General features: G+C 37.1%; 12 protein-coding genes. 4 read left to right on the top strand and 8 right to left on the bottom strand.

Annotated elements, in window-relative coordinates:
- Window positions 1-126: 126 nt before the first annotated feature.
- Together LUD75_RS14410 and LUD75_RS14405 are read right to left on the bottom strand one after the other, a co-directional pair.
- On the bottom strand, window positions 127-1491 hold the full coding sequence (locus LUD75_RS14410; protein ID WP_232706499.1) for an ATP-binding protein: 1365 nt from the start codon (window positions 1489-1491) through the stop codon (window positions 127-129).
- Window positions 1492-1551: 60 nt separating this feature from the next.
- On the bottom strand, window positions 1552-2229 hold the full coding sequence (locus tag LUD75_RS14405) for a response regulator transcription factor (RefSeq protein ID WP_232706497.1): 678 nt from the start codon (window positions 2227-2229) through the stop codon (window positions 1552-1554).
- Window positions 2230-2336: 107 nt separating this feature from the next.
- Between LUD75_RS14405 and LUD75_RS14400 the strand changes: the two genes are divergently transcribed.
- Complete coding sequence (locus tag LUD75_RS14400) at window positions 2337-2744, top strand: hypothetical protein (protein ID WP_232706495.1); 408 nt, start codon at window positions 2337-2339, stop codon at window positions 2742-2744.
- Window positions 2745-2784: 40 nt separating this feature from the next.
- Window positions 2785-3468, top strand: a complete 684-nt coding sequence (locus tag LUD75_RS14395; protein ID WP_232706492.1) for a hypothetical protein — start codon at window positions 2785-2787, stop codon at window positions 3466-3468.
- A 30-nt stretch (window positions 3469-3498) separates the two neighbouring features.
- Here the strand turns inward: LUD75_RS14395 and LUD75_RS14390 are convergent, their stop codons facing one another.
- The 6 genes from LUD75_RS14390 to LUD75_RS14365 all read right to left on the bottom strand — a co-directional run bounded on the left by LUD75_RS14390 (window position 3499) and on the right by LUD75_RS14365 (window position 10567).
- Window positions 3499-4527 (bottom strand): ChuX/HutX family heme-like substrate-binding protein, encoded by a 1029-nt coding sequence (locus LUD75_RS14390; protein ID WP_232706491.1) that lies wholly within the window; start codon window positions 4525-4527, stop codon window positions 3499-3501.
- A 31-nt stretch (window positions 4528-4558) separates the two neighbouring features.
- Window positions 4559-5335: a heme ABC transporter ATP-binding protein gene (locus LUD75_RS14385; RefSeq protein ID WP_232706489.1), complete on the bottom strand. Its 777-nt coding sequence runs from the start codon at window positions 5333-5335 to the stop codon at window positions 4559-4561.
- Window positions 5332-6372, bottom strand: coding sequence for an iron ABC transporter permease (locus LUD75_RS14380; RefSeq protein ID WP_232706631.1), 1041 nt, complete (start codon window positions 6370-6372; stop codon window positions 5332-5334). Before LUD75_RS14380 ends, LUD75_RS14385 begins: the two co-directional genes overlap by 4 nt.
- A 68-nt stretch (window positions 6373-6440) precedes the next feature.
- Window positions 6441-7322: an ABC transporter substrate-binding protein gene (locus LUD75_RS14375; protein ID WP_232706487.1), complete on the bottom strand. Its 882-nt coding sequence runs from the start codon at window positions 7320-7322 to the stop codon at window positions 6441-6443.
- A 16-nt stretch (window positions 7323-7338) separates the two neighbouring features.
- Window positions 7339-8454 (bottom strand): HmuY family protein, encoded by a 1116-nt coding sequence (locus LUD75_RS14370; RefSeq protein ID WP_232706486.1) that lies wholly within the window; start codon window positions 8452-8454, stop codon window positions 7339-7341.
- A 10-nt stretch (window positions 8455-8464) separates the two neighbouring features.
- Window positions 8465-10567, bottom strand: a complete 2103-nt coding sequence (locus tag LUD75_RS14365; protein WP_232706484.1) for a TonB-dependent receptor — start codon at window positions 10565-10567, stop codon at window positions 8465-8467.
- A gap of 105 nt (window positions 10568-10672) precedes the next feature.
- On the opposite strand from LUD75_RS14365, the gene LUD75_RS14360 reads away from it, so the two are divergent.
- A complete protein-coding gene (locus LUD75_RS14360) occupies window positions 10673-11461 on the top strand; it encodes a T9SS type A sorting domain-containing protein (protein ID WP_232706483.1) in 789 nt (262 codons plus the stop codon).
- A 196-nt stretch (window positions 11462-11657) separates the two neighbouring features.
- Entirely contained in the window at window positions 11658-12941 is a 1284-nt protein-coding gene (locus tag LUD75_RS14355) for a T9SS type A sorting domain-containing protein (RefSeq protein ID WP_232706481.1), read from the top strand.
- The last annotated feature ends 92 nt before the right edge of the window (window positions 12942-13033 follow it).

Raw genomic sequence — 13033 nt, 5'->3', positions numbered from 1 at the left:
AATTGGGAATCTTCAACTTTGCGAAGCTGCAGCCCGACTTGAACGGAAATCCTTTTTTGTGGCTGGAAAAAGCAAAGGTAAAAAGATTGAGAGTGGAAGGCGGATAAAGCTGCCCAAATTAAAATATTACTTATTAAAAATCACGGTGAAAAGATTCTCATGATCTGAAAGTGAATTGTAGGAAATCTCCGCTTTATGATATTCCAGAATGCGTTTTACAATGCGCAAACCAAGGCCAGAACCTGATTTGTTCTGAGAATTGCTGCCTCGCATAAAGGCTTCGAAGAGTTTTTCTCTTTCGGAAATCGGAATAATCGTCCCTTTTGAAAAAACATTCACGATGATTCGGAATTCTGTTTCTTTGATGGAAATATCAACTTCCTGATTGTCTGAATATAAAGCAGCATTTTTGAACAAATTGACAAAGGTAATTTCGAGAAGAGATTTCACACCTTTAACCGTAAGAATTGCGTCATCACTACTCTCTTCATCGATCTGGAAATCCATTTTGAATTCTGGGAAATTGCGGTGTACAGACTCGAAAGCGTCGAAAACCACTTCGTCGATCCGGACTTCTTCATAAACTGTCGCAATGCCTTCCTTATCAAATTTTGAAAGTAAAAGCAGTGAAATCGTAAGGTCGGACAACTGATGAACATCCAGTAACATTTGCTGTAAAGTCGCTTTTGTTTTAGGCGAATGATTTTCTAACTGAATCAGATTCTCTAGCTGGAAAGCCATTCTCGTCAACGGCGTTCGCATCTCGTGAGCCGCACTGGAATTAAAGTCTTTCTGCGATTGGAAAACGTCATTTAGCCGGTTGGTCATCAGATTGAAAGACGTTGCCAAAACGCCGATTTCATCTTTCGGATTCTTGACCAAAACTGGCGTCGTCAACCTGTGAACGCTGATTTCCGAAATATCAGATTTTAAAATCTCCAACGGTTCCAAAAACTTCGAAACGATGTAATAACTGAAAAACCAGATGAGAAGAATGCTGACGACATAAGAAAATATCAGCATATATTTCAAAAAGTCAAGCTTGGATTCTCCCGTAACGTCCTGAGCACTTGTCAGAATGTAGTAATTTTCGCCATTGATATTCCTCAACGTCGCATAAATTTCCGGTGCCGAATGTTCTATATAAACGGTTTTCTCTTTATCCAGTCTTTCCAGAAGTGTTTCGTCCCAGGTGATTTTTTTATCTTTTAAAGTACTGTAAACCAACTCTTTTTCTGCATTGAAAATCATAATGTTTTCATTCAGCAAAACATTGTCGGAATTTTCATCGAAGAAAATAGGCGCTTCTTTTTCAAAATCTCTGGACTTCTCGATAAAATTGACCGTGAAAACCAAACGTTTCTGGAATCTTTCCTTGAACTCATCTCTCCTGAAATCGTTGAAAGAAATATAGACCACAAACATCATAATCCCGAAAATCAGGGAAAATGCGATACTAAGACTAAGTGCGATCCGGCGTTTTAAAGACATGAGTTATAAATGATGAATGATAATTGATAATTGATGAATGATGAATTTTTGCTACCGAATCTAAAGTGGACTCAGGTAATATCCGAAGCCTGGTCTGGTGTGGATGAGTTTGGTTTTATAGTTTTTATCAATTTTTTTTCTGAGGAAATTAATGTAAACTTCGATGGCATTGTTGGTGGATTGGAATTGGTTTTTCCATACTTCATCGGAAATATATTGTTTGGAAAGCGTCCGTCCATTAGCTCTTGCCAATAAAACCAATAGCTGAAATTCCTTTACCGTCAGATTGATTTCCTCGCCGGAACGAAACACTTTGCTGTCTTCCGGGAAAATCTCAAGATCCTCAATCACGATCTTTTCCACTTCTTCGGTTTTTGGCGTCAATCGTCTCATTTGAGAATTGATTCTCAGTAATAATTCCTCCAGTAAAAATGGTTTTACCAAATAATCGTCGGCCGCTCTAAGGAATGCTTCTTTCTTTTCCTCGATTCCGTCGTAGGCAGAAATGATGATAATCGGCGTTTCGGAATTGGTTTCGCGGATGGTTTTGCAGATCTCCAATCCGTTGATCTTCGGCACATTGATATCGAGAAGGAAAATATCATAATCTTTGCCGGTGAACAGATTCAGGAACACTTCGCCGTCTTCTGCTTTGTCGGTTTTTATGGATCTGGATTCCAGAAAAAGTGCAATTTCTGAAGACAAAACGGAATCGTCTTCTAAAAGTAATGCCTGCATTTGTTGAGAATTTTTTACAAATATGGGAAAAAGTAAATTGGGAATAATTATATTTGAAATTCAAGATTTTATTGCTTAATAATTCGAAAAATTTAAAACTAATAAAGATGAAAGAAAAACTATATAAAAATTTCTCATTATCATTAATAATAATTAATTTCTGGAGCATTTGTATGTTTTTTGATTCTTTTACCGAACCACCAGGTTTATTTGCAGGTTTCAGAACTTTAGCTTATTTTTTATATACAATGATGTTTGCAATAATATTAGGAATTATTGTAATAAGTTTCAGAATAATAATGAGAAAAAAACAAAATGAGAACAAACAAAATTTTTTCTATTTATTTGCTGGAATTCTAAATTTAAATCTGTTAATAATTTATGTTGTCGCAACACTGCTAAAACTTATTTATTTAGATCAAGGATGGATAATTGTACTCGCAATTTCTAATCTTTTAATATCATTTTTTATATTATTTGATTTATTAAAAATGAAAGAAATATTAGAAGATTAGATTTATAAACTAGATGAAAATAATTTCAATAACGTGATCTATGGAAAATCTAAACTTTAAAGCGAAAAAAACAATATTTTTACTGACTTTATTTTCGTTCTTAATTTCGTGTACAGATCACAAGAAAACTGTTCTTCAAAATCAATCTGGGAAAAGGAAAGATTCAGTTAGAGTGCAAAAATTTCATTCCGACAACAATGAAACCTTGAACAACTGGGTCGATTATTACAAAAAAATTGATCCCGATTTCAATTTGGATAATTTTGAATTTGAATCGGAAAATTCGTTTGACAAAATCGCTGGAAACATCTATGGAATCTATGATAAGGAATTTGATAAGCTCTATTCTGATTTTTTAATTTACAGCCCAAACCGACAAAAATATATTGATATCGACAGTTACCACTGGAGTCTGGATGACGAAGGCAAACCAGGATTCGAGGTTGATCAGGAAATAAATCTGGTTGATATTTCAAATAAAAAAATAGAAAAAATCGCTTTTTACGGATCATCAAATTGGGTGGAAGATGCTTACTGGAAAGATGATCAAACGATCGTTCTCTTGGAAAATTCTTATGAACAACGACCGGCGATTAGGGAAATGAATTTTAATTCAATGAAAAGTAGAACCTTCAAATATCAGGATTCTTTGAAAACAATTTCTGAATATTCTAAAGAAAGAATAATGGCAAAACTTAGAAAACAAAAAACCGTTTCAAATTAATTCGAAACGGTTTGATATATAATTTAAATTCTATTTTGTCAGATCGGCAACCAGATCTTTCCAGCCTTGAAGCTCCGGATTTCCAGGTTTTCTTTTCCCAAAAAGCTGCACAATAAAGTCACCTTCCTTGTTGAATACTTCCACCGAAGTCACCTCGCCGTCGTCTGTTGGTTTCTTAGTGATCCAGGTCTCAGCAATTTTTGTGGTGTCCAGGTGAAGATTAAAATCAGGATCCATCACATTGAACCACTGCTGATGCCAAAGCGTCTTGTTAACTTCGCCTGTATGGATCTGAATAATTCCTCTGTTTCCAACAAAAACCATAATTGGCAATTGCTTTTCCGAAGCGTCTTCCAACACATTCACTACTTTGGAATTTTCGATTTTTGTAGCAAAACCTTCCGGCGCCAATCTCAAAGCCTGAGTTCTTGTAACGCCGAATTTTCTTAGCATCATAAAGAAATCATGCGTGTCTTTCAAATCTTTCCAAGCCTGTTGGAAACCCGCTACATCAATCTCAGAATCGGCTTTTTCAGAAGGTTTTCCTGGAATTGCTTCGGTTACAATTTCAGAAGATTGTTGGTCGGATTTATATTTTTCTGTTATAGCATCAAATTCTGCTTCGTTGCTGTCTTTTGTCAAATAGATTTTATGAAGTGCCAATCCGTCTTTTCCGAAGAACTGCAGGCTTTTTCTATCACCTTCGATCACAGAGAAACCAAATTTCCAGGAAGAGATAAAAATTCTCAAATCAATATCTTCGCCTACGAAAACCTGCCCGTGAGGATTGCTGAAATCTGGATTTAAATAAACGCCTTTTCTCTCGTGAACGCATTCGTCGTTTCTGGTCAAGGCCATTACTTTGTCCAGTTTTAAAACTTCCTGAAGAAGCTCTGCAAATTCCGGTTTCAAAACTGTAACGCCGTTGCCGATGTTTGTGGACAGTAATTCTGCTTCGCTCACGCCTAATTGTTCTGCCGCGTTTCTTATTCTAAGATGTGGATTTTCTGCTTTCAGCGCTTCCCATTTTTCTTTTAAATCGGTTGTTAAAGTACTCATATTGATTTATTTTATAGTTATCATTTAAATTTTAGCCAAACAAAATCATCGTGTTATCATTCACAGGATGTTTGCAAATCGTACAAGGGAAATTGTAAGCTTTGGAAATTGTGCCGGCTGTAAACACTTTTTCGGGCGTTCCGTAAGATAAAACGGCGCCTTTTTCCATTAATAAAATATGATCTGCAAATTGTGCTGCCAGATTGAGATCGTGCAAAACAACAATCGCGGTGTTATTATTTTTAGTATAATTTTTTATCAGTTCCAATGTTTTGTACTGATGCTTAATATCCAGATTATTAAGCGGTTCGTCCAGGAAAAGTAAAGTGTTTTCTATCTCATTATCCAATTGGGCTAAAACTCTTGCCAAGTGAACGCGCTGCTTTTCGCCACCCGAAAGTGAATTGTATTCTCGCTCTCTAAAATGTAAAACATCAGTTTCCGCCATTGCTTTTTCAACAGATTTAAAATCTTCGGAATGCGGTTGTGAGCTGAAATATGGATATCTGCCCATCATCACAACATCTGCAACTAAAAGTGGAATGTCCTGCGCATTGTGCTGAGAAAATTTGGCTTTATGTTTTGATAATTCTTCCAGATTCCAATCGGAAAGGATTTTGTCTTTGAATTGAATATTCTTTTTATTTTCAGTTTTAATTTCGTTGGCCAGCAAATTCAAAAGGCTCGATTTTCCTGCGCCGTTTGGACCTACGATTGCCAGAAATTCGCCGAAACCGACATTAACATCAACATCTTTCAAAATGCTGATTTTCTGACTTTGGTAACTGATCTTTTGCCCTTTGATCATCTTAAAGTATTTTTAAATTTAATTAAAATGGCAATGAAAACAGGTCCTCCAATCAAGGAAGTCAGGATTCCAATTGGCAATTCTGAAGGTGCTACAATGGTTCGGCTCAAGGTGTCTGCAATTAATAATAGAATACTTCCACAAATAGCCGATAACGGCAAAATGAAGTGATAATCTGAACGGAAAAGCAATCTCAGAATATATGGGACAATCAAACCTACGAAGCCGATTGTTCCGGAAAATGCGACACAAGTTCCGACCATCAAAGCGGTGATGACCACAATTTGTTTCTTTAAAACTTCGACATTGATTCCCAAATGTTCTGCATCTTTTTCGCCCAGCATCATTGCGTTTAAAGCTTTTCCTTTTGGTAAAATGATGATGTAGGACAATATCAAAACAATGGTAAGAATGATATTTTTCGTCCAGGTTGCTCCGGCTAAACTTCCTAGATTCCAAAATGTGAGATCTCTTAATTGTTCATCTTTTGAAATGTAAATCAGAAATCCTGTAATAGAAAATCCAATAGAAGTGATTGCAACGCCACTTAGCAGCATCATCACAACATTTGTTTTTCCGCCTGAAGTCGAGATTCTGTACACGATGATCATTGCTAACAATGCTCCGATAAAAGCAGAAACGCCGACCAACGAATTTCGAACAATTTCGGGAAGGTAGCTTTCGAAAGTGTGTCCCAAAACTATGGCGATAGCAGCGAGCAAAGTTGCTCCGGAAGTCAATCCGATTGCTTCGCCTGTAGCCAAAGGATTTTTGAACATTCCCTGCAAAGTGGTTCCTGAGACGGCCAACATACTTCCTATCAAAACTGTCATGATAATTCTGGAAGTTCTGACGTCCCAAATGATATATTTTTTGCTGAGTGAAAGTGATGGATCATTGGTTATAAATTTCCAAAAAACCTCATAAGAATTGGATTGTCCGAAATCATAAACGCCGATATTCAACGACAGAACCATCATCAGCATTAGTAAAATAATACCTGCAATAGCGTAAAATGTAAGACTTTTTGATTTCAAATCGTATGTTCTTTTTTTCATAGGAATGAATTCCTACGTTTTGTAAACCGGTCGTTTGTACGAGAATTTTATTTTGTAGATTCGATCAGCTGTTTGTTGAGGCTCAGTGCGGCTTCTCCAACTCTTGGTCCGAAAGACGATATTAATCCGCCATCCATTGCGATCACTTTTTTGTTTTTACCAGCATTGGTTTGAGGAACGCCAGGCATTTTCAGAGCGCCTTCTACTCCGCCCGAACCTTGCAGACCAGATGTGAAAAACAACAAAACATCCGGATTCGACTGCACTACAGCTTCCGGTGTCAAAGGTTTGAAATCTTCGAAATCATTAGCTGCATTTTGGCCACCGGCAATCTCGATAATGCTTGCCATTGGCGTATTTTTGCCGCCGACCATCATCATATTTCCTCTCGCGTAGATAAATAGGACTTTTGGTTTTTTCGCAATTGGCTGGATTTGTTTCACATCCGCATCAATTTTATCTTTTAATACCTGCTGATTTGTATTTCCTAAAGCTTTTGCAACCTGGTCGATTAATTTTTTAGTCCCATCAATAGTAAATTCCTGATTGAATAGTTCTGTCTGGATTCCGGAAGCCTTGATTTTTGTCAACAATTCCGGATTGATGTCTTTATCAGAAGCTACGATCAGCGTTGGATTAAGTGCCATTATTGGTTCAATTGTCATCGAACGGACGTGACCAAGCTCTTCGGCTGTCGTTTTCAGATTTTCAGGATATGTGCTTGTCACATCGATTCCAACAATTTCTTTTTCGTGCCCAAGCGATGCAACAATCTCTGTGACGCCGCCGCTGATGCTCACGATTCGTTGCTTGGAAACTGGAGCTTCAGTTTGGGTTTCCGGTGTTGTTTCTACTTTTGAATCTTCTTTTTTGCAGGAGAAACCAGATAGAATCAGAGCTGACAGGATTGCAATTTTTATGTTTTTCATAACTTAATTATTGATTTTAAAGAATTTCATATTCAAATTGAGGATAGCCGCGTTCTCCTTTAGCATTCATCATTCTATTGAATCTTAGCTTGAAGAAAAATCCTTCCGCATCTTTTATAATGTAGAAACGGTCTCCGTAAACCTGAGCACCATTATTTCCGGTGACAGTCCGCCAATGATCGCCAATTGCTCTTTGGTCATTAAAAATAAATTTGGAAGCGTCGATGTCGCTGGTTTTGAAATTGCTGTAAAATTGGTCAGCATTCGTACCCGACGGAACATCGACCTGGTACGAGCCTACGCCATCTGTTATATTATTAATTACAAAATCAGCATACACATAGCTACCAGCTGATAAGCCTCCCGGCGTGTAAAAAACCTCATTTGTGAAAACTGTAAATCCGATGTCCCAATTTTTTCTTTTTGGCTGAATGATAACTTCTTTGCCAGATTTTAAACTGAAAAAATTAAGTGTATAGTCAGGATTTTTTGAAACAATATATTCTGAATGGGGATTTGCAGAAGCTAAATCTTTGTACTTAATTTTATAACCTTCATTGGATCTTGAAATTTGAAGCAGCATCCAGCCTCTGTAATCTCCGCCAGTGATCGCAGAACCCGGCGAAATAGTTCCATTGTAGATGTCACGACCCATATTCACAAGATAAATGGGATTTTCATTATCATTAGAACTGATCGGCGCTATTCCGGTTGTCTGATTCAAAAACATTCCATCAGGATTATCCACATATTGAAGATTAGAGGCTACGAAACTCCCCACCATCACTTCATTTTGTAAAGAAGAAACCTGAGATGCCGTGATTGCGTCAATATTAGCAGCATTCGGGATTTTGCCGACCGCCATAATGATAGAACCATTGATGACAACCCGAAACTCATTACCAGAATAAAAACCAAGCTCCCAATCTGTCCTCAGATTGGACGTCATGCTTCTTTCCAAAGGTTCAGAAAGATCGACCCAAACCTGATTTCCCTGTTTATCTCCTCCCAAATCAGGCTCCAATGTTTGACCTGTAATTGGCGGTACACTTACCGGATCTTCATCTGCTGCAAAACAAGACTGAAGAAATACTGCAAATATTAAAATGATTAAGACTTTTATAAATTTCATGGCTGATTATTTAAAATTGATAGGTTAATCTTGCGACATAACTTCTGCCGTAGAAAAGATTGCTGACGCCTGTAGGAACATCGTGACCTACGGAATTGGTAGTGGAATTGTTGACAGAAGTGACATCAAATATATTTTTGACTCCTACAGAAAAATCAAATTGATTGTTCCAAAAAGGCTGGGTAATGATAAAATCCATCATATTAAAATCACCAATTTTACCCAAATCATAACCGTTTCCATTTGAAATGTAGCGTCTTTCTTCACCGGAATATTTGTAGTACAAGGCAAACTGAGTCTGCGCTTTTTCCAGGCGGTAAGTGGCAGATGCACCAGCCTGAAGGTTGTATTTAAAATCTGTCGGTGACGTTTGCGCCAAATCAATCATTTCTCTGGAAATACCATTTACCGAGGCTCTCAAACCGAATACAAACTGGTCTTTTTTAAAATCTACATTTGCAGAGAAAAGCAAACTTTTATATGAATTGATATTCAAATATTTAAATGTGGACGGCAGACTGATTGTTACCAATTCTATTCTGTCTTTCACATCCAGGTATAATGCGTTGGCGCTGTAAGCAATCTTCCAATTGTTGGCAGTTGTGAAATTCTGATCCCAAAATGCACCTACGGAAAATCCCGTTTCAGGATCCAGATCAGGATTGCCCTGAACATCGTGATTCGTATTCACGAAATACATAAAAAGCTCATCGTAAGTAGGATAACGGTTTGCAGTTCCGAAAACGCCACGGATATTGGAATTTTCTGACGTCTTATATTTTGTTGATAATGAATAATTGAATTGATTATCAAATTTGTTACTTAATGAAAGACGCGCTCCTGGCCTTATCGTAAAACGATCATTTACATTCCACTCGGCAGAAATAAAATTGGCGTAGGTAAAAATCTTTCTTTTGACCACTTTATCCCCCAAACCTTCAAATGCAATCAAGGCTGCATAGCCATCGGTATGATCCAATTCGTAACCCAATTGAAAATCAAACGTTTTGCTGCCTATGAAATTACTGAACATCCCTCTGGAATACAATACTTTGGTATTATAGTACGATTGTTCATCATCTTCCGCCCGAATACTTCTTTGTGGAATATCATAAGTGTAATCGTGGTATTTGCGATTCTGACTTTGGTATGAAAAATCTCCCAAATATCTCACATTTCCCAATTGAGTTTGAATATTGAATTGATTAATCCAACGTTCGGTATTATATTCCCGATCCTTACTGATGTAGGTTACGCCTCCCGCTCCGTCATTCAATGGATCGCGATCTACGACCGGATTATAGAAATTAAATCTTTCATTCAGATAAGAAAGTTTGTAAAATAAAGCTGTATTTCCTTTGGAATATTTAATTAAGGCATTGGTATCGTACTGCTCTTTGGGATTCCAGTCATAACCTCTTTTGTTGTCACGTTCAAAATATTTATAGCCATTGGAGTTGCCTGCATAGCCCATAAAATCATTGTGATTAAAACTTAGATTTGCATACCAGTTTTCATTAAAATTGTAACCCACACTGAGATTCTGAATATGTCTGCCCTTTCCTCGTTTTCTCAAATTGTAACCATCTCTCACAGATTCTTCCTGAACAGACGCTCGAAGACTGATCTTTTTTGAAGCAGACTTCTTGGTAATGACATTAATAACACCAGCCAGAGCACCATTTCCGTACTCTACGCCCATACTTCCCTGTACTACTTCTATTCTTTCTATGTTGTTGAGACTGAGTTTCGTAAGATCTATATTACTGCCAAGACCTGTGTCACCTACGACCGGAATATTATCTATCAGAATTTTAACATAATTTCCGTCTAAACCCAGAATATTTGCTGTAGAATTACCAGATTTTGTGTCTGGTGTTATCAAAATATTAAGGCTTTGATTCAGAACTTCTGCTACGTTTGTAGCCGCCATATTTTTAATCTGTTCTTCGTTGATGACCTCTACTTTGTATATAGACTTATTAATAGACTGCGGACTGTATTGCCCCGTAACTACAACTTCTTCAATACTTTTCTGACTAAGTGAGTCTTTTTGACCGTAAGCAAAATTCAAAATTGCGACTGACAAAAGGCTCATTGTTCTCTTCTTCATTGAAAAATTTTTTGCGAAGATAAGATTTTATTTAGAATCATTAAAAACAATTTCGTACTTTTGTAGAATAATTCTAAATAACAATTTACGTTTAATAAATCTACTATGAAAGCAAAACTATTTTTGGCCGCTTCTCTATTCGCAGTTGTTGCGAATGCACAGTTAACGACAATCAACGAAAACTTTAATAATTTCACAGCAGGAAATGCTACTTTTCCTCAGAATGGCTGGTCAGCAATTCTACCAACTTCACCTTTTCCTCCATCGCCAATGATGTTGGTTGTGGCAGCAGATGCTTCAAACAAAGTGATTCAGGCTTATCCTGGAAGCAGTTCCAATCAGCCATTGTATCTGATCTCACCTCAGGTTGTAGCGCCAGCCGGTGATAAGGCGATTTCTTTTGATGCTGGTCTGGTAGCTTCTTCTCCCGGGACAGCAACTATTCAGATTGGTGTTGCCTCAAACCCTACAAATATGGGTACATTTACTGCAGTTGGATCTCCAATAGCGATCACAAGTTTTTCAACTTCTAATTTCAAAGTAGATGTCCCGCCTACTGCCGGTTCATATTTAGTAATCAGAGTGACGCCAACCGCAGCTCATACTGCTGTACAACTTGATAATATTATTTATAATGTAAGTCTTGCTGTTTCGGAAAGCGCATTTAGTTCTAATGTTAAATTTGCAGTATCAAGCGACAACAATTCATTGAAGTTTGTATCCAGCACGGCTCTTTCTGGTGCTAAAGTATATTCTGCTGCCGGACAAATCGCTATTGAAGGCAAAATCAACAATAATACATTTGATATTTCAGGATTGAAAACTGGTGTTTACTTCATCGTTATCGAAGATAATAACGGACAATCTATCAAATCAAAATTTATCAAAAAATAAGTTAGATCTGTTTCAAACTTTTCAATATCAAGCCTTTTAAGTTCATCTTAGAAGGCTTTTTGCTGTCTCGATCTTTTATAAATATGTGAATATGATATATATCAACTATAAATTTTAATCTTATTTAGAATAATTAAAAACAATTAATTAGTTTTGTAGAACAATTCTAAATAACAGATTTAAACAATTACAATCAATGAAAACAAAACTACTTTTGGCAAGTTTGCTTGCTTTTACAGTGAATCAAACCGTATTGTCACAAACAGACGAAAATGGATATACTCAGGTCAATCTTACAACCGGACCTTCGTACGCAAACAGAGTGTTTTTTGATCTCTCTGCCAATAATACCGTTTCCCAACCGGCGACAGGCTGGGATCTTGCGTTTTACAGAAACAGTGCAATGGATTTTGGCGTGAAGGTAAATGATGCAACAAGCGTTTTGACTTATCAGGTTTCTGCAGATCCGGCGGCATTTGACACCGTAACACCTGCTGACAAATCAAACTGGGGCGCACCGCTTTACAATCCTGATCAGACAGAGAGAATCCAGGATGGTTCGTTTGATTCCGCTACATTATTACCGGCAAATGGTCTCAATTTTGGCTGGGGATCTTATGATCTTGCAACGCACAAAGTATTAGGGAAAGTGGTTTTTGTTCTTGAGTATGGAACTACGTACTACAAGTTTTTCATCAATGAATATTATGGAGGCTATACTTTTAAATATGCAAAATGGAACGGTACGTCTTGGGATGCGACGCAAACCAGAACTATCGCCAACGGAACTGATGATGCTTTTTTCAACTATTTCTCATTCGATACCGGCGCTAAAGTTCCAAACTTAGAACCTGCAAAAGCCAATTGGGATCTTATGTTTACAAGATATTACACCTTCTACAACGGACAGTTGATGTACAAACTTTCAGGTGTGATCCAAAGTCCGAATGTAACTGTTGCAAAAGTACAACCGGAAACCCAAGCTGTTGCTACTTTCACAGCACCTGCAACGGCTGCATACTCCAAAAATATTACAACAATCGGTCATTCTTGGAAGCCTACATCCGGTTTTTACACAGATGTTGTTTATTATATTAAAGAAGGAAGCAAATATTACAGACTGTACTTCACATCAAACGGTGGTGCCTCTACGGGGGATATGTATTTCAAATACAAGGATATTACAGCCCAATTATCTGTAGCTGATTTTGGTGAAAAAGGCACTTTCGGAATCTATCCAAATCCAACCAAAGAAGATAAAAAAGTAAACATCTTATTTGATGTAAAAGAAGCAGCGTCTAAAAATGGAAACGTTGAAATCTTTGACTTCTCGGGTAAGAAAGTTTATGAAACATCTATCGCAAACCAATCAGGATTCTCAACTCAGGAAGTGGATCTTAACAGACTTTCATCTGGTACTTATCTCGTAAAAATCACTTACGGCGGTCAGTCAGAAACAAAAAAGCTTATTGTAAAATAAGTCATATTCTCAGATTTTATTCTTTATTAGCAGCCACCTTCGGGTGGTTTTTTGTGTCTTGCCGTTTGGTAAAATAATGAGTAAATTTGTAT

The sequence above is a fragment of the Epilithonimonas sp. JDS genome, from assembly GCF_021261315.1.
Taxonomy (GTDB): Bacteria; Bacteroidota; Bacteroidia; order Flavobacteriales; family Weeksellaceae; genus Epilithonimonas.
Note: the sequence above shows the minus strand (reverse complement) of the source record. Positions and strands in the feature narration are given on the sequence as shown.

Coding starts and splice junctions, on each gene's coding strand:
- LUD75_RS14410 (WP_232706499.1), bottom strand. CDS start 1,491: ATGTCTTTAAAACGCCGGATCGCACTTAGTCTTAGTATCGCATTTTCC.
- LUD75_RS14405 (WP_232706497.1), bottom strand. CDS start 2,229: ATGCAGGCATTACTTTTAGAAGACGATTCCGTTTTGTCTTCAGAAATT.
- LUD75_RS14400 (WP_232706495.1), top strand. CDS start 2,337: ATGAAAGAAAAACTATATAAAAATTTCTCATTATCATTAATAATAATT.
- LUD75_RS14395 (WP_232706492.1), top strand. CDS start 2,785: ATGGAAAATCTAAACTTTAAAGCGAAAAAAACAATATTTTTACTGACT.
- LUD75_RS14390 (WP_232706491.1), bottom strand. CDS start 4,527: ATGAGTACTTTAACAACCGATTTAAAAGAAAAATGGGAAGCGCTGAAA.
- LUD75_RS14385 (WP_232706489.1), bottom strand. CDS start 5,335: ATGATCAAAGGGCAAAAGATCAGTTACCAAAGTCAGAAAATCAGCATT.
- LUD75_RS14375 (WP_232706487.1), bottom strand. CDS start 7,322: ATGAAAAACATAAAAATTGCAATCCTGTCAGCTCTGATTCTATCTGGT.
- LUD75_RS14370 (WP_232706486.1), bottom strand. CDS start 8,454: ATGAAATTTATAAAAGTCTTAATCATTTTAATATTTGCAGTATTTCTT.
- LUD75_RS14365 (WP_232706484.1), bottom strand. CDS start 10,567: ATGAAGAAGAGAACAATGAGCCTTTTGTCAGTCGCAATTTTGAATTTT.
- LUD75_RS14360 (WP_232706483.1), top strand. CDS start 10,673: ATGAAAGCAAAACTATTTTTGGCCGCTTCTCTATTCGCAGTTGTTGCG.
- LUD75_RS14355 (WP_232706481.1), top strand. CDS start 11,658: ATGAAAACAAAACTACTTTTGGCAAGTTTGCTTGCTTTTACAGTGAAT.